Source organism: Lacinutrix sp. Hel_I_90 (assembly GCF_000934685.1).
In the GTDB taxonomy this organism is placed as follows: domain Bacteria; phylum Bacteroidota; class Bacteroidia; order Flavobacteriales; family Flavobacteriaceae; genus Lacinutrix.
This window is the reverse complement of record NZ_JYNQ01000001.1, coordinates 497312-516036: the sequence shown is the minus strand read 5'-3', so window position 1 is coordinate 516036 and position 18725 is coordinate 497312. Positions and strand designations below refer to the sequence as shown.

The window sequence follows — 18725 nt, the reverse complement described above, 5'->3', positions numbered from 1 at the left end:
CTATTTTGTGTTAATTATTTGACCCTCTTTTAATATTATTGTCTTATTTGCTTTGTGTTTCCATTGGTCATTTTGGCTAACAACTACAAGTGTCCAGTCATGCGATTCATCTGTTAAAAAATCAATGATTCGTTTGGCTTCATTGCTTTCAAACTGATCTAAAGGTTCTTTTAGTAATAGCAGTTTTGGCGTTCTAATAATACTTCTTGCCAACATTATTTTTTTTGAAATTGTATAAGAGATCTCTTTCCCTTCAGGATATAAAACGGTGTGTAGTCCTAGAGCCATTTCCTTTACAAAATCCTTTAAGCCAACATTTTTAATTACGGCGTTCACTTGATCTGTTGTTATGGTTTTATCACCAAAAGTAATGTTATCCAATAGGGTGCCTTCAAAAGGTGTTTCTTCAGTTAATGTTTGCCCTAATTGTGACCGATAAGAATTTAAATTAATGCCTAGTAATGATTTATTGTTGACATAAATTTTTCCTTTAGTTGGCATTATTAAACCTGCAATAAGTTTTAGTAAGGTTGATTTCCCAGAACCACTTTCACCTGTAATTAGCACGACTTGCTTTGGTTCTAGGGTTAAGGAAACAGTGTTTATAATTGGCGAATCTCGATTAGGAGCAGTAAAAGAAACATCATCTAATTCAATAGTAAAAGGTTCGCTATCAAATGCTAAAACCTCACCACTTTGAGATTCTAATGGCATATCTACAACTTTGCCTAATTTTTCTATAGACGTTAAAACATCATAAATAGTTTCAAGGCCAAGAATTAATTTTTCTACTGAAGCAATGACTAAAAGAATGATGATTTCGGCAGCTACAAATTGACCAATGTTCATTCTCTGGTTTAAAACTAATAAGCCACCAATAATTAAAAGTCCAGCTGTTACCAGCACCTTAAAACCAATAAGCTGAATGAATTGAATCACTAAAATTCTAAAATGATTTTCGCGTGCTTCTAAGTATTTAGCGACTAACTTGTCATTCTTATCCATTGCCAGATTGGTTTTTCCAGAGAGTTTAAAGCTTAAAATAGAGCGGGCAATTTCCTGAATCCAATGGGCAACTTTATATTTATTGTTAGATTCTTCCAAGCTAGTTTCAAGGCCTTTTTGAGCGGTAAATTTGAAAACAATATACATTAGTGTTAGTAAGAAAAAACCATAGATAATAAAGAATGGATGATAAAAGGATAGTAATATTAATCCGAAAATAATTTGTAATAAGGCCGCTGGAAAATCGATTAAAACTTTAGATAATCCTTTTTGAATGGTTAAGGTATCGAAAAACCGATTGGCTAATTCTGGAGGGTAGTAGCCACTTAGTCCGCTCATTTTCATTTTTGGAAAACGATAAGAAAATTCAAACGAGGCTCGGGTAAAAATCTTTTGTTGCACATTTTCTATAATGCGTATTTGCATGAGCTGTAAAACACCAACAAACACGACCCCCAATGTTACCAGCCCCACAAGAACAATCCAAGAGGTACTAATTTGTGCGCTTTGCAATAAGTTTATAATCGCTTGAATTCCTAAAGGAAGTGATAAGCTTACCACCCCTGCAAAAATGGCATAAAAGAAAATTTGACGGATGTCTTTTCTATCTAATTTTAGCAAGCCTATTAAACGTTGCCAGGCATTAATTACATTTTTGGGCATTTATTTAGTCTTTAGAACGTTAAATATTAAATCTTTAAAAAAGTCTTTAGGTGGTAATGCGGGACTACATTCTGTTATGGATTGAAAGTGATCCTTTAAAAAATGTTGATGCATAGCGCCTTCAATAATGGTGCTTGATAAGGTTAATGGGTACTTGTATGAAGCATCCACTTCAATAATCATATCTTTTAGTCTATTCACTAAACGTTTATAAACAGAAAAATAACCCTCTTTATTTTCAGTATCGACTTCTTTTGTTAAGTATGATTTTGAGTATTCATTGATAACAATACGCTTTAATACAATTTCATCAACATGACCAAAAGACGAATCAATAGTCGTTGTTTGGGTTAATACATCTATCCCTTTTTCTAATTTTGATACTTTGTTTTCAATACTATTAGTAGACAATACTAATTGGTACTCTAGCCAAGTCCAATACCAAGAGGTTAAATAGAGTAGTAGCTTATGTTTGCTTTCAAAATAACGATACACCGAACTTTCATTAGATCCGATTTTTATGCCTAACTTTTTAAAGGTAAACAAATCAAAGCCAATATCATCAATGAGCAGAATGCTATGTTGAATGATGCGTTTTCCTAAATCTGAAGACTCAGGGTCTTTCAAATATATTTTTTCGTTAATACTAATGTTTAAATTTGAAAGCAAGTATTTCATAGTAATTAAATTCAATTGCAAATATAATAGTAATACTATTAAAACAGAAATCAAATTAACTATAAATTAACTTTTCTAAAAAAAAGAAGGCTTAATCGGTATGACTTATGGCGTTTTGTAATTCAAAAAGTTCCAAGTCAAAATAGGGTACTGCGGCTAAGAAGTGATCAAATAGATCGCTCATAACGTACTCATAATTCTCCCAACGTTTGTCTCTACTAAAACAATAGATCTCCAGAGGAATACCATGGGCTGTTGGCTGTAGTTGTCTGGCCATGAGTAGCATACTGTCATTAATTGCCGAATGTTGCTCTAAATAGGTTTGAATAAATTTTCTAAACACACCAATATTAGTCATGTTTTTACCATTAATAAGTAGCGATTTATTTACTTTAAGAGCACTATTTTGCTTTTTTATTTTGTTTTGCATGGTGGTTAGATAATCAGAAATAACTTCAATTTCTTTTAATCTTTCCACATCTTCAGGGGTTAGGTATTTAATAGAAGATTGTTTAATAAGCATGTGTCTTTTAATACGTCGCCCATCAGAATTGGTCATCCCACGCCAATTCTTAAACGAATCTGAAATCATGGCATAGGTAGGAATGGTTGTAATGGTGTTATCAAAGTTCTGAACTTTTACTGTCGCCAGATTAATTTCAATAACATCACCATCGGCACCATATTTTTCAAAGGTAATCCAATCGCCAATACGTACCATATCGTTAATAGATACTTGTATACTAGCGACAAAGCCAAGAATAGTATCTTTAAAAATAAGTAAAATAATAGCCGAAGCAGCACCAAAACCAGTGACAAATTTCCAAATGGAAACATTGCTAAAAACAGCAACAGCAGCAAACATTCCAGCCACCCAAGCAAAGATCATAAATACCTGAATATAACTGTCTATAGGTTTGTCTCGTAATCGTGGTAAAGTTTTAAAGTAATCTTCCAGTGTGTGCAAAACACTACGTACAATCCAAAGCGTTAGAATTATAAAAAGGACTTGTAATGTTTTACGAAAAGGGCTTTCTATGTATTCAAAATGCACAAAAACAATAGGCAGCAATTGTAAGGCTATAATTAGAGGAATAATATGAGCGATATTTCTCGGTACTTTATTAGCCAATAATAAATCATCAAAAGGTGATTTAGTATGTTTTGCGACGCGAACAGAAATAGCACGCAAAATTTTTGTGATAATTCGGTCTAATATAAATATAACAATAATGGATATGAGTAATAATGTCAGCATATTTAGACCTTTAGCTGAAAACTCTGTAAAGCCGAAACTTATATAGTAGTCATAAAAAAAGCAGGCTATTTGTTCTTCCATAATTATTTCGATTTGGTGCAAAATTACTCAGATTTATTGATTTGCGACCCTTTAAACCCATAAAATCCTCTTAAATATTAATGGCTATAGCTTCAACAGCACCAACCGGCATATCCTTTAATTGAATCGTTCCTACACGCACCCGTACTAATCGTAATGTGGGACAACCTACAGCAGAAGTCATTTTGCGAACTTGCCTAAATTTACCTTCAGTTAATGTGATTGAAACCCAGGATACTGGTCCGTGACGTGCATCCCGAATTTTTTTTGAGCGCTCAGGAAATTGCGGATCGGTTTTCAGTTTAAACACCTTACAAGGTTTTGTCTGGTACTTTTTACCATCAAAACCAATTTCTACACCGTCTTGTAATGTCTTTATTTTTTCTTCGGAAATAGCGCCATCTACTAAAGCGTAATATTCTTTTTCTATTCCGCTGGAATTAATGTAATCACTTATTTTACCGTCTGTCGTTAATAGGAGCAACCCTTCACTTTTTTCGTCTAATCTTCCAATAGGCATAATTCCTTTTGGGAATTCACCAAGCTCACCTAGAAATCGTTTTCTTTGCTGCTGAGTAGAATTGCTCGCAAACTGACTAAGCATGCCATAAGGTTTATAGCTTTTGTAGTGATGGTGTATTGGTTCTTTCAATTTTTCAATTTAGTTATAGTGTTCGCGCAATAATCTCTAATGCTTCGGAATTATACGAAGTGATACTAGCGATTTATAGAGCAACAAAAGGTGTTTTTAGTTTTTGTAAGCCTATTACAATCACTATATAAGCGAAGCTTTATTACCTGTATCGCCTACAGTTTATTGTCCATTTAAAATGGCATACACCAAATCCTTTGTAAGCTGTTGTCCGTTAGCTTTAGCACGAATAGCATCGTAACTAAATCTAAAATCACAGCCGTTTTTATAGTCACTACAGCCATAGGCTGTTTTTCCTTTTATAATAATACCGGTGTTACATTTTGGACACGGATTGTTTTCAGAAGTGCTTTTCGTTTTTGTTTTGCCTTTTTTTGGTTCAAACTTTAATTTAAAATGGGCATCGAATCTTACTAATCCTTCTGCAGGAGCACTATTGATTTTAAACCCTTTTAGATTTACTGTCGAGCCTTTTTGTAATAATCTGAGGTATTGTTTTTCGGAAATCGATTTTCCTTCAAATTTAAAAGGCATCACAAAATCACAGGTTTTATTAAATTCTGAACAGCCGTATGCCGATTTCCCTTTAATAATTGAACCGGTTTTGCATTTCGGACACGCTTCAGAAGTAATTCCAGCAGCTTTAGCAGTTGCTTTTTTCTTTGCAGCAGCAGGGGCATTATTTACAGATGAAATATTCGCTTTTGTCGTTTCACTTCTTACTTCATAAACCAAACGATCGACCATTTGCTTCATTTGTTTAATAAAACTTGCCGCACTAAACTCGCCTTTCTCAATGTCTTTTAATTGTTTTTCCCATTTCCCGGTTAATTCAGCAGATTTCAATAATTCATTTTGAATGGTATCAATGAGTTGAATCCCCGTAGCTGTTGGGAGTACTTGTTTTTTATTACGCTTAATGTATTTTCTTCGGAATAAGGTTTCAATAATATTAGCCCGTGTTGAGGGTCTCCCAATACCGTTTTCTTTCATTATTTCACGCAGCTCATCGTCATCTACCTGCTTTCCAGCGGTTTCCATAGCGCGTAGGAGGGATGCTTCGGTAAATTGATTAGGTGGTTTGGTTTGTTTTTCTAAAAAGGAGGGCTCATGTGGTCCTTTTTCGCCTTTAACGAAGGTTGGTAGTATTCCTGTTTCCTTTTTACTTGCAGTCTCTTTAGTTTCAAAAACAACACGCCAGCCTTTCTCTAAAATCTCTTTGCCAGTGGTTTTAAAGTTCACCTTTTCGGCTTTACCAATCACTGTTGTATTAGACACTTTACAGTCGTCATAAAAAACAGCAATAAAGCGCCGTGTAATAATATCGAAAACCTGTTGCTGATTGTATTGTAAATTCATTTGCACCCCCGTAGGTATAATCGCGTGGTGATCCGTGACTTTACTGTCGTCAAATACTTTTTTAGATTTTTTTATTTTCTTAGCTAAAACAGGAGCGGTTAAGCTTGCATAATTCGTTAGATTTTTTAAAATACCTGATACTTTAGGATACACATCATTAGGCAAGAAGGTCGTATCTACTCTGGGGTAGGTGACTACTTTCTGTTCGTATAATTTCTGAACAATCTTAAGTGTATCATCTGCTGAAAACCCGAATTTGGTATTGCAATACACTTGCAAGCCTGTTAAATCAAAGAGTTTTGGGGCATATTCATTGCCTTTCTTTTTTGTAGTCGATACAATCTCAAAATCGTGTTCTTTAACAATAGCAGCTAGTTTTTCACCATCCTCCATTTTTAAAAATCGCCCTTCTTCGTAACTAAATAGGGTGTCGCGATATAAGGTTTGTAATTCCCAGTAGGGTTGTGGTACAAAGTCTTCGATTTCTTTAAAGCGATTGACTAACATGGCTAATGTTGGTGTTTGCACCCGACCAACAGACAATACTTGTTTGTAGCCGCCATGTTTTACCGTATACAAACGGGTCGCATTCATGCCTAACAACCAATCGCCAATGGCACGAGAAAAACCGGCGTAATAGAGATTGTCGTAATTAGCAGACGGTTTTAAATTATTAAACCCTTCTTTAATGGCCTCTGTTGTTAAAGAAGAAATCCAAAGGCGCTGGACTTCACCTTTGTAATTCGCCTGGTTAAGCACCCAGCGCTGTATAAGCTCTCCTTCTTGACCAGCATCACCACAGTTTATAACCACTGTTGCTTTATCAAATAAACTTTTTACAATCTTAAATTGTTTTTGTATTCCAGAATCTTTGGACACTTTAGTCTCAAAGCGTTCGGGAAGCATGGGTAAATTGTTTAAATCCCAACTTTTCCAATACGGTTTATAGTCGTTAGGTTCTTTTAGCGTGCACAAGTGCCCAAAAGTATAGGTTACTGCATAGCCGTTACCCTCATAGTAGCCATCCCGTTTGGTGTTGGCTCCTAAAACGGCTGCAATTTCTCTTGCTACAGATGGTTTTTCGGCAATACAAACTTTCATGTGTACTATTATTTTCTTTTAAATCTTATTATCTGCGGCATTCATTTAATCCAGCTTATAAATTATAAAAACTCAAGGATAAAAGTGGCGCTTTTTAGGGCTTAAATTAGCAGTGCAAAATAGGAATTTAGACCGGACTGTTTATAGGAAGTTCTTAGTAGTTATTAACGATTGGTTTTTTTTGGGTTTTTTAGCAAAGGCTTGTTTTTAATGCGTGAAGACTTGAATGGTATTTGTTTTTTCTGATTTGTAATAGCAAACGCTCGTTTTAGATACTGGGTAGATGAGAATTTTAAAGCAATTGGACTATTAAAATGCGCTATAAAAAGAAATTGAAAATAAAAGCAATACAATGACGTGCACACAAAGAGCACCTTCGTTCCAGGATTTATTCCTCCCTATAACAATACATATTGAATTATAAAATAGTGAAACAGCCAAAAGAAACACTATCACAAGAAGCCATAGAATGCTTAGGCCTGGTCCATGTCGTGGTTGTTTCAAAAAAAAGTTAATCACAATAAAAACCACTACCGTAATTACGTAATATATAGTCGTTTGTGTTATTCCTTTTTTCAATGACGCAATGGGGATTTGTAGCTAATCGTAGGCCTTAATTGGATTGTTTTTTAAAACTACAAAACAAAAAGTTTTGTGTGGTATCAAAAGGTGTTTTATGATTTTCTGTTATACAGTTGATTTTTTCAAACCCGTTTGCAAAGTCTGACGTCATTTTCTCTTCACTGTATTGTTGTATTTCCAAGCCACTACATTTTGTTGGTCCGTTTTCAGAAAAAGTCCCAATAATTAAATAGCCTGTGACACAATTTTTAGCAATGGTCTTATATTTTTCAAGGTGTTCCTCTGTTGTTAAAAAATGAAATGTTGCTCTGTCATGCCAGATATCATACGTTGTTTCAGGTTTAAAATCTGTGATATCACTCACCACCCAATTCACTTTTTTTGCTTTAGGACCAAGACGCTGTTTTGATTTTTCCAGTGCCTGTAATGAAATATCCAGCACCGTGATATTTTCATACCCCGCTTCAAGTAAGTAATCCACAAGCTTACTGTCGCCACCGCCTACATCGATAATTCGGGCTGTTTTAGACAGGCCAAATGATGTAATAAAATCCAATGCTGTTTTTGGTGTTTCTTGGGTCCAACTGACTTGGTCTGGGGTTTTAGTTTCATAAACGGTTTCCCAGTGTTTCTTTCTATTTAATGCCATGTTATATGGGTTTTTATCGTGCTGCTAATACTACAATGATAAGGAATTGTTTTAATATGTTTTGTTAGCCATTTTTACTTAACGACAATAAAACACTTAAAAATCTCACCATTTTCAAACTTTAACCACACGAGAGGCGCATAGCCTTCAGCTTCAAAACCGTTGAGCTCTGGTAAAATAGATTGATAGGTTTGCCAATTTACCTGAGGCGTAACATCCAGCAACCAATCTGTTTTTTTAGGTTTGTAAAACTTACAGGCTTTAAATTGAGGTAAATCAGCATATTTAAAATAAAACCCATAAATACACTCCGGATTTAATGTTTTCAATGTAATTGTTTTGCCGTAAGGTATAAATAGCTGTGCTTTAAAATAGAGTTGTTGTATAAAATCTTCTGCCCCAAAATTTAAGCGCTCTAACAATGGCTTGGTTTCTGAGCGGTAGAGTAGTGGTAATTGCTTGTCTCTAAGTTTTCTTAGCTTTTCGTTTAAAGTATCGCGTCGCATGGGACCAATGCAATGGTCGATTTCATTTTCACCTAAGGATTCATCATATAAATAATATTTAAACTGAATTTCTAAATGTACCGGCTGCTCATTATCTAAAAGTAAACAGTCTAACTCACCAACGGTATGTTTCGTTTCCGTTTGAATTTGATTATTTTCAGAAAGGATTTTAATGGTTTCCAGATGAGAAATTTCACAAGTAACAAAACGCTCCACCCGCTGCCCAAGCCTAATATTTACAGGCATGGCTCCTGAGAAAACAGGCATATTACTCAATGTTTTTAGAAAAGGCTGCATCCCAAAAACAGGGTGTAAAAACAAATGGGGGGTATTAAAAAAGCCACTAAATTGTGGTTGTAAATCTTCTTGTTTGTCGTTCATATTTCGGTTTAAAAGTAAGCATTTTTATTTTTTTTTTAATATTATTCGTGTAAAGCCTTTAAATCGTTGTATTTTTGCACATCGCAAAATCTTAAAAAAATTATTTTCAGTCCATGGCAGTTACTACCTTAGAATTAGAAGAACGCAAAGAAGGCAAAAGTTTATATAGCTATCAAAAAGGGGCTATAGACAAGATTTTCAAGTGTTTTGAAGAAGCAGAAGAAGATTACCATCTGCTTTACCAATTGCCTACAGGTGGTGGGAAAACGGTTATTTTCTCTGAAATTGTCAGACAGTATTTAAAGCATCATAAAAAGCAAGTGCTAGTGATGACTCACCGTATCGAGTTGTGTAAACAAACCTCGAACATGCTCTCGGAATTTGGTGTTACTAATAAAATTGTAGATTCTAAAGCCGATTTGAGCGATCAAGGCGATTATAATTGTTTCGTTGCCATGGTTGAAACGCTTAATAATCGCTTGAATGATGACAAGCTGGATATTTCAGACATCGGTTTAGTAATTATTGATGAAGCGCACTACAATTCTTTTACTAAGTTATTTAAATTCTTTGAAAAATCTTTCATTTTAGGAGTTACTGCAACGCCTTTGAGTAGTAATATTAATCTACCCATGAAAGACAATTACAATGAGTTAATTGTTGGTGAAACCATTCACTCTTTAATAGAAAATGAGTTTCTGGCGCGTGCAGAAGTGTATTCTTACAATGTGGGGCTAACCTCATTAATTGTTGGTGCCAATGGTGATTACACTGTAAAGTCTTCAGAAGATTTATATACCAATACAGACATGCTAACGAAGCTTATTCAAGCTTACGAAGAGCGTTGTAAAGGTAAGAAGACCCTAATATTCAATAATGGTATCAACACCTCGCTGCATGTTTACGATACGTTTAGACGTGCAGGTTATCCTGTAGCTCATTTAGATAATAACAATACAAAAAAAGAGCGTAAAGCCATTTTAAAATGGTTTAAAGAGACACCAGATGCTATTCTCACCTCGGTTAGTATTTTAACCACAGGTTTTGATGAGCCTACGGTAGATGCGATTATTCTTAATCGTGCTACAAAATCACTAACGCTATATTACCAGATGATTGGTCGTGGTTCGCGTATTTTAAAGAATAAAAACAAATTTACGGTTATCGATTTAGGAAACAACCTGCACCGTTTTGGACCGTGGGGAAGCGACTTAGATTGGCATAAAATTTTTAGATCGCCAAACTTCTATTTAGATGGCATTTTAAGTGACGAAGACTTAGAGAGTAACTTTAGGTATGAAATGCCTGACGAATTGCGTGCTGAATTCGCAAAATCTAAAGATGTGTATTTTGATATTAAGGCGATGTACATTCAATCGGTTAGAGAAGGCGACTCTTCTAAAGTTATTTTAGAGCGCTCTATTCATCATCACGCCTACATTTGTACAGAGAACAGTGAGGATTTATGGGATGCGTTGGCATTAGCGAAGTTGCTTAAAGATGACATTGACTATCGTATTCAGCGGTATACAAAATGTATTAGTAAAAGTACTTTTAACTTTGTAGAATGGCTAAAAGACGACTACAAAAAGAAATTAAACGCCTATTTGCGTACTAATTTTGATACTCTTTTTGAAGAAATCAATGGGTTTCCACCAGAGGATTAGTCTTTAGCTTACAATTGCAATAAGCGTTTTTAGTTTTAATCGCATGTGATTACTCAGATTTTAATTTTACTATCAATTCATGTCTAACGACGATAAACTACAGGCCACATGTCAACTTTCAAAGATTTAGGAATCCACAAAAACTACGTTAAGTCCTTACACGAATTAGGCATTAAAACACCTACTGCCATTCAGCAGCAAGCCATTCCTATCTTAATTAATGCAAAAACCGATTTTATAGGTTTAGCACAAACAGGCACTGGAAAAACGGCGGCTTATGGTTTGCCCGTGTTACACAAGGTCGACCCTAATAAAAAAGCGGTACAAGGCTTAATTATAGCACCTACGCGCGAGTTAGTGCAGCAAATAAAAAAGCAGCTTTTTAAATTCACCAAATACAACGATAAAAAGATTTTTATTGAAGGGGTTTATGGGGGTGAGAAAATAGACATGCAGATTGCAAATTTACGTCGTGTGACGCATATAATTGTGGCAACACCTGGGCGTTTAGTAGATTTGCTGGATAAAAATATAATCGATTTAAATCACATTAACACTGTGGTTTTAGATGAAGCGGACGAAATGCTTAGTATGGGATTCAAAAAAGATTTAACGACTATTTTGAGCGCCACTAATAAAAGCGCACGTAAGACCTGGCTATTTTCGGCGACCATGCCAGAAGATTTAAAAGTTATTGTAAAACGTTATATCTCTAAAGACGCCGCTAGTATTGAAATTGATAGAGAAAGTATTGTAAATGCTAATATCTCCCACCACTTTGTGCAAACAACAATAGGTAACAAGCCAGAGACTTTAATTAAGCTTTTAGAGGATAGAGAAGAAGCGCGTGGTATTATTTTTTGCAGAACGAAAGCAGGAACACAAGCTTTAAAGCAGCAGTTACAAAAAGAAGGCTTTAATGTCGATGCGCTGGAAGGTGATATGACACAGAAAGAACGCGATAAAGTGATGCGCGCTTTTAAGAATACCAATCTTCAGATTTTAATTTCTACAGATGTCTCTGCCCGTGGTATTGATGTTAATAATCTTGGTTTTGTTATGCACCATCAATTACCAGAACATTTAGAATATTACACACACAGAAGCGGTAGAACGGCAAGAGCGGGTAAAAAAGGAGAATCTATTGCTTTGGTATTACCAAACGAGTTACAACGCGTTAATGACATAGAGAAAGCTTTAGGCATTAAAATCAAAGAATTAACGGTATAATTTTATGACTTTATTTTCTGAAAGTATTACTTCAAATTACACTCCTAAACGGCTGGCAGTCAAGTTAAATTCTAAAGGAGAGCAGGTGGTGTTACAAGGGCATCCTTGGGTGTTTTCAAATAATATCACGAAAATAAATGAAGAGGCGAAAACGGGTGATCTAGCAATCATTTTTGGAAAAAATAAAAATAAAGTCATTGGTCTTGGGTTGTATGATGCCAACTCACCGATACAAATTAAAATGCTGTATAGCGGAAGTGTTGCTGTAACCATTAATGCTGACTTTTTCCAGAATAGAATTCAAGAGGCTTTTGCTAAGCGGGAAACATTACTAAAAACAAATACGACCAGTTACCGATTACTATTTGGGGAAAATGATGGTTTTCCGGGGTTGATAGCAGATGTTTATGCAAACGTTCTGGTGGTTAAACTATATTCTGAAATATGGATGCCTTATTTAGAACCCATCCTTAACAGCTTACAAGCCGTATCTCAAGTGGAAACTATTGTGATACGCCTGAGCCGTGGCTTAGAACAGTCGAAATTACACAAACTAACTAATGGCGAAGTGGTTTATGGCGTTTTAGAAAATGAAGTGGTACACTTTGTTGAGCATGACGTGCATTTTTCGGCTAATGTTATTAAAGGCCATAAAACAGGCTACTTTTTAGACCACAGGCACAACAGAAAGCAAGTAGGCGAGTGGAGTACCGGCAAAACCGTTTTAGATGTGTTTTCGTATGCCGGCGGATTTTCAGTTCATGCTTTAGCCAATGGGGCGAAAGAAGTAACAAGTTTAGATATTAGCAAGCAAGCGCTTCAAATCGCTTATCAAAACGGCAAACTAAATACGTATTCTGGTACTCACAAAACCATTGCAGACGATGCCTTTGCAGCGATGAAACGTATGATTGCTAATAAAGAAACTTTTGATGTGGTGGTTATTGATCCGCCGAGTTTTGCTAAACAACAGTCGGAAATCGATTTGGCTAAAAAGAAGTATGCACAACTCGCCGATTTAGGCATTAAATTAACCGCTAAAAATGGCTTATTGGTTTTAGCCTCTTGTTCTTCACGCGTTTTAGCACAAACCTTTTTTGATATTAACGCGCAGGTTTTAAGAGAAAGCAAACGGTTTTCTGAGACTATTTTAAAAACCTACCACGATAGTGATCATCCTATAGGGTTTACAGAAGGGGCATATTTAAAGTGTGGGTATTACCGGTTTATAGGTTAGCCTTCAGTTAAAGGAAAGTTTTCTAAGTACTTGGCTCTATGATCTTCTCTTTTTTAAACAAAAAAAAACGACCCTTTTTGAGTCGTTTTCCTAGTACTTTTAAACTATAAATTTTTGTATAATTAATACGTCTGCATAGACCCTTTTCGTTTGTCTAATTGCTTCAATAAGGAGTTTACTGTTTCTGTTGCACTTTTATGAAACGAATCCGTAGCGGTTTCTGCAAATAATCGTGGTCCTGGAGCACTTAAACGGATGGAGGTTTTCATTTTTCCATCTCTATCATTGGTGTTTTCCGTTTTAAAAAAAACATCAGCACGGATTACAAATTCATATTTACTAAATAATTTTTCTAGTTTTTTGTTTACATAATCCTCTAATTCTGGGCTTGCTGTTACGCCATCATATTCATAATTCACTGTCATAGTTTTTCGTTTTTTAGTTATACTTAAAGGTAATAAAAACCGCGATAGCATTTATCAATTTAACCTAAAATTATGAATTTTATCTGGAACTTTCAACACGAATCGTTAGGCTTTTTTTTCGTACTTTTAACTACTAATTCGCTTAGCTTTAAACCAGTAATGGACACTAAACCAATTTCAGATCTTCACAATCATCCCAGTTTAAAGCCGTATGGCAATGCAACAGGTATTAAATCGATCTGGGATTTTTTCAAGACTAAAAAACCCAAAGACTATTTAAAGCAAATTAGTATTCGCAAATGGATCATTACCATTGTTTTAAAGAAAATGGACACTTATTCCCAGTCGAATTTAGACAGTTGTTTTGAAGACCATAATAACCGTTTACTGTTTTGTTCTGTTTATCCTATTGAGAAGCCCTTTTTAAAACCCAACCGTCCGTTTAAAGACAGTACGGCGCTACATCGCTTTATTCTACAAATTATATTTAGGAAAAAGCGCGACTCAAAAAGTATCGGTATCGACAAAAAGATTGTGTCTCTATTGGCTGGTATTTAGGACAGGAAGAAACGATTCTTAAGGACTAAATAGGGTCTTATAAGAGTAAGTCTGCGGCAGAGGTGTTGTTGCTATTTAAAATTAACGTCTCATATTAGCATTAGAGTACAATTCTATCTTTTTAATGATATTATTAAAGTTATGAGGATTAATTTTAATGTAAGACACATTAAAGCTAGTGCCTATATAATCTCCATTTTCTAAGGCTGTTTTAATTGAAGTGTCTCCCATAATGTCATCAAATGACATGGCTTCATTGTTAATATCGGTAAAGAAATAATGACCGCCTTCGAAAGCATCAAAAGTTAGGAGGACTGTGGCATTATTTTCTAACTCAGATGGGGTTAACTCCATATTGGAAGTGGAAAAAAAAGATACTGAAACGAGTGCTATAAGGAGGGTGAGGGTTTTCATAATGTTTAAATTAAATGAGTAGGGAACCTTGTTAAAAAAAAAGTTTTGCCCTATATAAATTTACTGAATTAGTCGATGAGAAACCGAGAAAAAAGACACTTTAAGACTAATTTAGTAGGAATAGTCTTCAATTTAGTCATACGTCTTAAATTTGATGCACATTATCGTTTTTAATAATATAAATACATTAAAATTTTAACACCTATTGCTTAAAATTTATATTAAAACCGTTTTTAAACCCATTATTTTTTAGTTAAAAACGGTTTTTGCCTTGATATGTGTATTGGCTGTTTTACATAAAGCTATTTAATATAAAAGGTGGGAGGCTAGCCTTCAAGCAGGCTCTTAAAATCTGTTAATTTTTGAATAAAAACTGCTAAAATTTATTTAAAGCCCTTGGGAGCAGCTGTTTTTATTAGTATATTGAAGCAAACACTATTTTTATGAAAACAATACTACTAAGTTTAGCAATCGTGTTTAGCAGTTTATTATCTGCACAAGACATATACACGCAAAAAAATACAGAAATTCATGATGCCGAGGCGCAACGCATAACCAATGACTACAATACACAGCTGGCATTGGATGCGAATCAGTTTTTGATTTTTGAAAAAAAGATTGAAGAGTTTTTAATCAAACGCGCTAAAATCGAGGAATTATACGAAGGAAAAGACAAGCTCGATATGTTATATAAAATGCAGGCACGCGAAACTGAAGAAATGAAAGACATATTAACACGACCGCAACTAGCCGTATACAAACGTATTAAAAGTGAAATACAGCCCATAGCTGTTGTAGATTAGTAATTTATAAAACAAAAACAGAACCATACACTTAACAGCATATTTAAAAAGAATTAGTCACGCGATTAATTCTTTTTTGTATTTTAAGGTATTCCTTATTAAAGCAGTAATAAAAATGAAAAATAATATTATTTTAATAATAGTCACCGTCTTTTGTTTGGGGTGTTCCACAACAAAAAACGCCACAGATATGGCGACTTCTAAACAATTAGAACGTCTTGTGGCGCTTAAGACTTTTGAAATTGAAAACAACTGGGCACAACCGCAAGTTATTGGTGCTATGAGCCAGATTCAGAATTCTGGACTTTTACCTCCAGGCAGCTCTGCGAGCAGTATTGACCTCACTAACCATACTAATTACTTCAGAATGAAAGAAGACAGTGTGTTTGCCTATTTGCCTTATTATGGAGAGCAGCGTATTGCAGGCCGTTACACGAATAATGAGATGGGAATAGCCTTTGAAGGTGTTCCAGAAGCTCTTACGATAGGAAAAGGAAAAAAAAGTAGCTACCTCATTACCTTTACTATAAATGGTAAGAATAAAACGTCTGAAAACTATGCGGTCACCCTAAAACTATTTAGTAATCTAACGAGTACCATGAGCATTAATAGCTCTCACAGAACGTCTATCACTTACACAGGACGTGTTATCGCCCTAGACAGCACCAAAGTATCCTTATAAACCCCAAGGGCCTTATACGCGCTTATTTGGAGGCGTTAAAGTGTGGCTTTCTGAATTTTTATAGGATAAAATTGTAATTTAGCTTTAGGTTTTAAACGCCAAAAATAGCGCTAAACATGGACAGTACTTCGAAGCATATACATATAATAGGCGCTGGTATCAGCGGATTGATAACGGCTATTGCATTAGAGAAGGCAGGATTTAAACCAACACTCATTGAAGCCAGTGCCACTGTTGGCGGTCGTGTAAAAACGGATGTTGTGGACGGTTATGTTTTAGATCGTGGCTTTCAAGTCTTATTAGAAGCCTATCCGCAGGCCATGAAGTATTTAGATTACGAGGGTTTAGCCTTGCAAAAGTTAATACCGGGAGCCGTTATCTATAAAAACGGGAAGCAACATACTATTGGAGATCCCTTACGCAATCTATCGTTATTGCTACCCACCATAACGTCTTCTATTGGCTCTATAAAAGACAAATTAGCCATTTTTAAATTGAATTTAGCCTTAAAAAAGAAATCGGTTGCTGCTATTTTTAATGAAGGGTCCAATACAACAACATTAGAATACTTAAGAGCCAAAGGCTTTTCGGAAGCCATTATCAGTGATTTTTTTAAGCCTTTTTTTTCCGGGATATTTTTAGAAACCGAGCTACAAACACCAAGTAAAATGTTTGCGTTTATTTACAAAATGTTTGGTGAAGGCTTAGCAGTACTGCCCAAAGACGGGATTGGTGCAATCCCAAACCAGTTACAAGCCCAGTTAAAAAACACCAGGTTTCTTTTCAATACAGCAGTTAAAGCAGTAGAGGAGAAGGGCATTATATTAGAAGACGGTACCAGGTTAACAACAGATATTACGGTAATAGCCACGGAAAGCGCTAAACTACTCAACAAAAAGCAGTTGGTTGCATGGAAGTCTTGTGATACGTTATACTTTACGGTAGAAAAAGACAGCTTAAAGCGACCAATTATTGGTTTGGTAGCAGATGAAGGCGCTTTAATTAATAATTTGTTTTTCACGACGAGTATTCAAAACAATAACAGGAGTACAGGGGCGGTGTTATCGGTTACGGTGGTTAAAGCACATGGGTTGACTGAAGAAGCGCTTATACAAAAGGTAGCACAAGAACTAGAGACGCTATGTGGTATAAAAACGCTGCAATGTATTAAGCGTTACCAGATTAAACGCGCATTACCAAAGTTAAACGCGGTAAAGCACGTGGCTACTGTTGCCGATATAAAATATTCCGAGACTATTTATTTGGCTGGCGATCATACTTTAAACGGCTCGTTAAACGCAGCGATGACGAGTGGTGAGTTGGTGGCGAAGCAAATAATTTCAGATTTGGCCTAGATAGCGTATTGTTTTAAAAGTGCTAAGGGCACGTATTTTAAAGCCATTTTGTGGGTGGCTTTTAAATCTACTTTAGGCGCTGCATGAGCTTTTTCGGCTTCTTTCCAGCGCGAGACACAAAGACACCATTTATCGCCAGGTTTTAGTCCTGGGAAATCCCAATGTGGTATGGGCGTTATTAAATCGTTGCCTTTAGAAAGGGAATACTTTAAAAAAACCTCAGAAACAATGGCGCAGACTACATGTGTGCCAATATCTTCAGCAGTGGTATTACAAAAGCCATCACGTAAATAACCCGTTGTAGGATTACAAGAACAGTTTTCTAGTGGTTCATCAAAAACGTTTAAGCTTGTTTTTAGGGTTGACGGTGTTATTGACATGGAGATAAAAGTTTAATAGCGTGCAAAGATAAGGGTAATACTAAAGTAATTCAAGACCGTTGTTAGTAGATTCTGTTTTAGATTCCGTTTTGTGGTTTGATTAAAGACTGGGAGTTCACAAGGAGAAGTTAGGTTTTCAGAAGTTCTATTTTACATAATATTAATTATAGTACATTTCATAACAATTAGCGTAATAGCGCTTTTTAGCGCTATTTGACATACTATTACATATAATGATCCTGTGGATGATTATATGTAATACAAACAAAAGCACTAAATATTATTAAGTACTAATATATGTACAAGCTAATTGTGGCTTCGTTAGAATAATTTAGTGGCTTCGTTAGAATAATTTAGAGGTCGAATTGGATTCCAATAAATTTAATGTACCATCACCATAAATGCGTATTCCATTTCTTATAACTGAAAGAACGTTTGCTATTTGGATTTTAGTAGCTCTTCCTTTTGCTTTGTCTTTCATTAAGGTAATTCTACGTTTATCAAAACTTAACCGTAATTGTATCGCTAGTTGATTAAAAGTATAATTATTTTCTATTGCGAGACTTAAATTGTAAGTTACTATTTGCTCTAAATTTTCCTTTACTAATGACGATATTAAATCTTCTTTAAAATTTTCTTTTAAATAGAATGGAATGCCATCAAATCCAAGATAAACCAAAGCTCCATTTTCTAACGCATATTTACCTAAATCATTTGAATTACAAGCTAAACAAAAAACTGATTTCCCATTAAACACTTTAATGTTTTTAGTTGGAGAAATCCAGGAACCATAAACAAAATCTTTATGTTCAGTTCCTCTTGCAGAACCCATGATTTGACAACCTCTAATACTTTTATCTAACGCATGACAAAAAAACAAAACTAAACCTTCATTGGCATCAATAAGGCTTTTCGCTATTATTTCATGACTATGATAGTTCTTTTCTAATTTTAAATACCTAAATTTTTCATTAAATTTTTCAGAAAGTTCTCTAATTGTTCGCTTTAAAAATTTTAAATTTTTATCCTCTGGATGTACACCATAAATATTCATACGTA

General features: G+C 35.0%; 18 protein-coding genes. 7 read left to right on the top strand and 11 right to left on the bottom strand.

All coding sequences use genetic code 11. The features are described 5' to 3' along the window. The 7 genes from GQ46_RS02235 to GQ46_RS02205 form a co-directional block, all read right to left on the bottom strand. A complete protein-coding gene (locus GQ46_RS02235) occupies positions 1 to 1668 on the bottom strand; it encodes a peptidase domain-containing ABC transporter (protein WP_044397974.1) in 1668 nt (555 codons plus the stop codon). Then, positions 1669 to 2346, bottom strand: coding sequence for a TetR/AcrR family transcriptional regulator (locus GQ46_RS02230; RefSeq protein ID WP_044397972.1), 678 nt, complete (start codon positions 2344 to 2346; stop codon positions 1669 to 1671). A gap of 91 nt (positions 2347 to 2437) precedes the next feature. Next, positions 2438 to 3685 (bottom strand): mechanosensitive ion channel family protein, encoded by a 1248-nt coding sequence (locus tag GQ46_RS02225; RefSeq protein WP_044397970.1) that lies wholly within the window; start codon positions 3683 to 3685, stop codon positions 2438 to 2440. A gap of 70 nt (positions 3686 to 3755) precedes the next feature. Further along, complete coding sequence (locus GQ46_RS02220) at positions 3756 to 4337, bottom strand: pseudouridine synthase (RefSeq protein ID WP_255350623.1); 582 nt, start codon at positions 4335 to 4337, stop codon at positions 3756 to 3758. Between the two features lie 162 nt (positions 4338 to 4499). Next, positions 4500 to 6797 carry a DNA topoisomerase 3 gene (locus GQ46_RS02215; RefSeq protein ID WP_044397968.1) on the bottom strand — a complete coding sequence of 766 codons (2298 nt, stop codon included), beginning with the start codon at positions 6795 to 6797 and terminating at the stop codon, positions 4500 to 4502. A gap of 613 nt (positions 6798 to 7410) precedes the next feature. Then, positions 7411 to 8028, bottom strand: coding sequence for a class I SAM-dependent methyltransferase (locus tag GQ46_RS02210; protein WP_044397966.1), 618 nt, complete (start codon positions 8026 to 8028; stop codon positions 7411 to 7413). A gap of 74 nt (positions 8029 to 8102) precedes the next feature. After that, entirely contained in the window at positions 8103 to 8915 is an 813-nt protein-coding gene (locus GQ46_RS02205) for a DUF1853 family protein (RefSeq protein WP_044397964.1), read from the bottom strand. A 113-nt stretch (positions 8916 to 9028) separates the two neighbouring features. Here GQ46_RS02205 and GQ46_RS02200 point away from each other — a divergent pair, with 113 nt between their 5' ends. From GQ46_RS02200 to GQ46_RS02190, 3 genes are all read left to right on the top strand, one after another. After that, positions 9029 to 10582: a DEAD/DEAH box helicase gene (locus GQ46_RS02200; protein ID WP_044397962.1), complete on the top strand. Its 1554-nt coding sequence runs from the start codon at positions 9029 to 9031 to the stop codon at positions 10580 to 10582. Between the two features lie 108 nt (positions 10583 to 10690). Continuing rightward, positions 10691 to 11812 carry a DEAD/DEAH box helicase gene (locus tag GQ46_RS02195; RefSeq protein ID WP_044397960.1) on the top strand — a complete coding sequence of 374 codons (1122 nt, stop codon included), beginning with the start codon at positions 10691 to 10693 and terminating at the stop codon, positions 11810 to 11812. A 4-nt stretch (positions 11813 to 11816) separates the two neighbouring features. Then, a complete protein-coding gene (locus tag GQ46_RS02190) occupies positions 11817 to 13049 on the top strand; it encodes a class I SAM-dependent rRNA methyltransferase (RefSeq protein ID WP_044397958.1) in 1233 nt (410 codons plus the stop codon). Positions 13050 to 13171: 122 nt separating this feature from the next. On the opposite strand, the gene GQ46_RS02185 is transcribed toward GQ46_RS02190, so the two are convergent. Next, positions 13172 to 13474 (bottom strand): HPF/RaiA family ribosome-associated protein, encoded by a 303-nt coding sequence (locus tag GQ46_RS02185; protein WP_044397956.1) that lies wholly within the window; start codon positions 13472 to 13474, stop codon positions 13172 to 13174. Between the two features lie 159 nt (positions 13475 to 13633). On the opposite strand from GQ46_RS02185, the gene GQ46_RS02180 reads away from it, so the two are divergent. After that, positions 13634 to 14032 (top strand): hypothetical protein, encoded by a 399-nt coding sequence (locus GQ46_RS02180; protein WP_156133071.1) that lies wholly within the window; start codon positions 13634 to 13636, stop codon positions 14030 to 14032. An 81-nt stretch (positions 14033 to 14113) separates the two neighbouring features. Here the strand turns inward: GQ46_RS02180 and GQ46_RS02175 are convergent, their stop codons facing one another. Continuing rightward, complete coding sequence (locus tag GQ46_RS02175; RefSeq protein ID WP_156133070.1) at positions 14114 to 14446, bottom strand: hypothetical protein; 333 nt, start codon at positions 14444 to 14446, stop codon at positions 14114 to 14116. Between the two features lie 443 nt (positions 14447 to 14889). Here GQ46_RS02175 and GQ46_RS02170 point away from each other — a divergent pair, with 443 nt between their 5' ends. The 3 genes from GQ46_RS02170 to GQ46_RS02160 all read left to right on the top strand — a co-directional run bounded on the left by GQ46_RS02170 (position 14890) and on the right by GQ46_RS02160 (position 17286). Continuing rightward, the gene (locus GQ46_RS02170) at positions 14890 to 15249 is read left to right on the top strand and encodes a hypothetical protein (RefSeq protein WP_044397950.1); all 360 of its coding nucleotides are present in this window, start codon (positions 14890 to 14892) and stop codon (positions 15247 to 15249) included. Between the two features lie 115 nt (positions 15250 to 15364). Next, positions 15365 to 15931, top strand: a complete 567-nt coding sequence (locus GQ46_RS02165; RefSeq protein ID WP_052503381.1) for a DUF4251 domain-containing protein — start codon at positions 15365 to 15367, stop codon at positions 15929 to 15931. A 116-nt stretch (positions 15932 to 16047) separates the two neighbouring features. Further along, positions 16048 to 17286, top strand: a complete 1239-nt coding sequence (locus tag GQ46_RS02160) for an NAD(P)/FAD-dependent oxidoreductase (protein WP_044397947.1) — start codon at positions 16048 to 16050, stop codon at positions 17284 to 17286. Here GQ46_RS02160 and GQ46_RS02155 read toward each other — a convergent pair. Continuing rightward, positions 17283 to 17666, bottom strand: a complete 384-nt coding sequence (locus tag GQ46_RS02155; protein ID WP_044397945.1) for a DUF2237 family protein — start codon at positions 17664 to 17666, stop codon at positions 17283 to 17285. The genes GQ46_RS02160 and GQ46_RS02155 overlap by 4 nt on opposite strands. Before the next feature lie 343 nt (positions 17667 to 18009). Next, positions 18010 to 18720 (bottom strand): hypothetical protein, encoded by a 711-nt coding sequence (locus GQ46_RS02150; RefSeq protein ID WP_044397943.1) that lies wholly within the window; start codon positions 18718 to 18720, stop codon positions 18010 to 18012. Positions 18721 to 18725: the final 5 nt, after the last annotated feature.

Coding starts and splice junctions, on each gene's coding strand:
- GQ46_RS02150 (WP_044397943.1), bottom strand. CDS start 18,720: ATGAATATTTATGGTGTACATCCAGAGGATAAAAATTTAAAATTTTTA.
- GQ46_RS02180 (WP_156133071.1), top strand. CDS start 13,634: ATGGACACTAAACCAATTTCAGATCTTCACAATCATCCCAGTTTAAAG.
- GQ46_RS02205 (WP_044397964.1), bottom strand. CDS start 8,915: ATGAACGACAAACAAGAAGATTTACAACCACAATTTAGTGGCTTTTTT.
- GQ46_RS02155 (WP_044397945.1), bottom strand. CDS start 17,666: ATGTCAATAACACCGTCAACCCTAAAAACAAGCTTAAACGTTTTTGAT.
- GQ46_RS02185 (WP_044397956.1), bottom strand. CDS start 13,474: ATGACAGTGAATTATGAATATGATGGCGTAACAGCAAGCCCAGAATTA.
- GQ46_RS02170 (WP_044397950.1), top strand. CDS start 14,890: ATGAAAACAATACTACTAAGTTTAGCAATCGTGTTTAGCAGTTTATTA.
- GQ46_RS02235 (WP_044397974.1), bottom strand. CDS start 1,668: ATGCCCAAAAATGTAATTAATGCCTGGCAACGTTTAATAGGCTTGCTA.
- GQ46_RS02215 (WP_044397968.1), bottom strand. CDS start 6,797: ATGAAAGTTTGTATTGCCGAAAAACCATCTGTAGCAAGAGAAATTGCA.
- GQ46_RS02165 (WP_052503381.1), top strand. CDS start 15,365: ATGAAAAATAATATTATTTTAATAATAGTCACCGTCTTTTGTTTGGGG.
- GQ46_RS02210 (WP_044397966.1), bottom strand. CDS start 8,028: ATGGCATTAAATAGAAAGAAACACTGGGAAACCGTTTATGAAACTAAA.
- GQ46_RS02175 (WP_156133070.1), bottom strand. CDS start 14,446: ATGAAAACCCTCACCCTCCTTATAGCACTCGTTTCAGTATCTTTTTTT.
- GQ46_RS02200 (WP_044397962.1), top strand. CDS start 9,029: ATGGCAGTTACTACCTTAGAATTAGAAGAACGCAAAGAAGGCAAAAGT.
- GQ46_RS02225 (WP_044397970.1), bottom strand. CDS start 3,685: ATGGAAGAACAAATAGCCTGCTTTTTTTATGACTACTATATAAGTTTC.
- GQ46_RS02195 (WP_044397960.1), top strand. CDS start 10,691: ATGTCAACTTTCAAAGATTTAGGAATCCACAAAAACTACGTTAAGTCC.
- GQ46_RS02230 (WP_044397972.1), bottom strand. CDS start 2,346: ATGAAATACTTGCTTTCAAATTTAAACATTAGTATTAACGAAAAAATA.
- GQ46_RS02160 (WP_044397947.1), top strand. CDS start 16,048: ATGGACAGTACTTCGAAGCATATACATATAATAGGCGCTGGTATCAGC.
- GQ46_RS02190 (WP_044397958.1), top strand. CDS start 11,817: ATGACTTTATTTTCTGAAAGTATTACTTCAAATTACACTCCTAAACGG.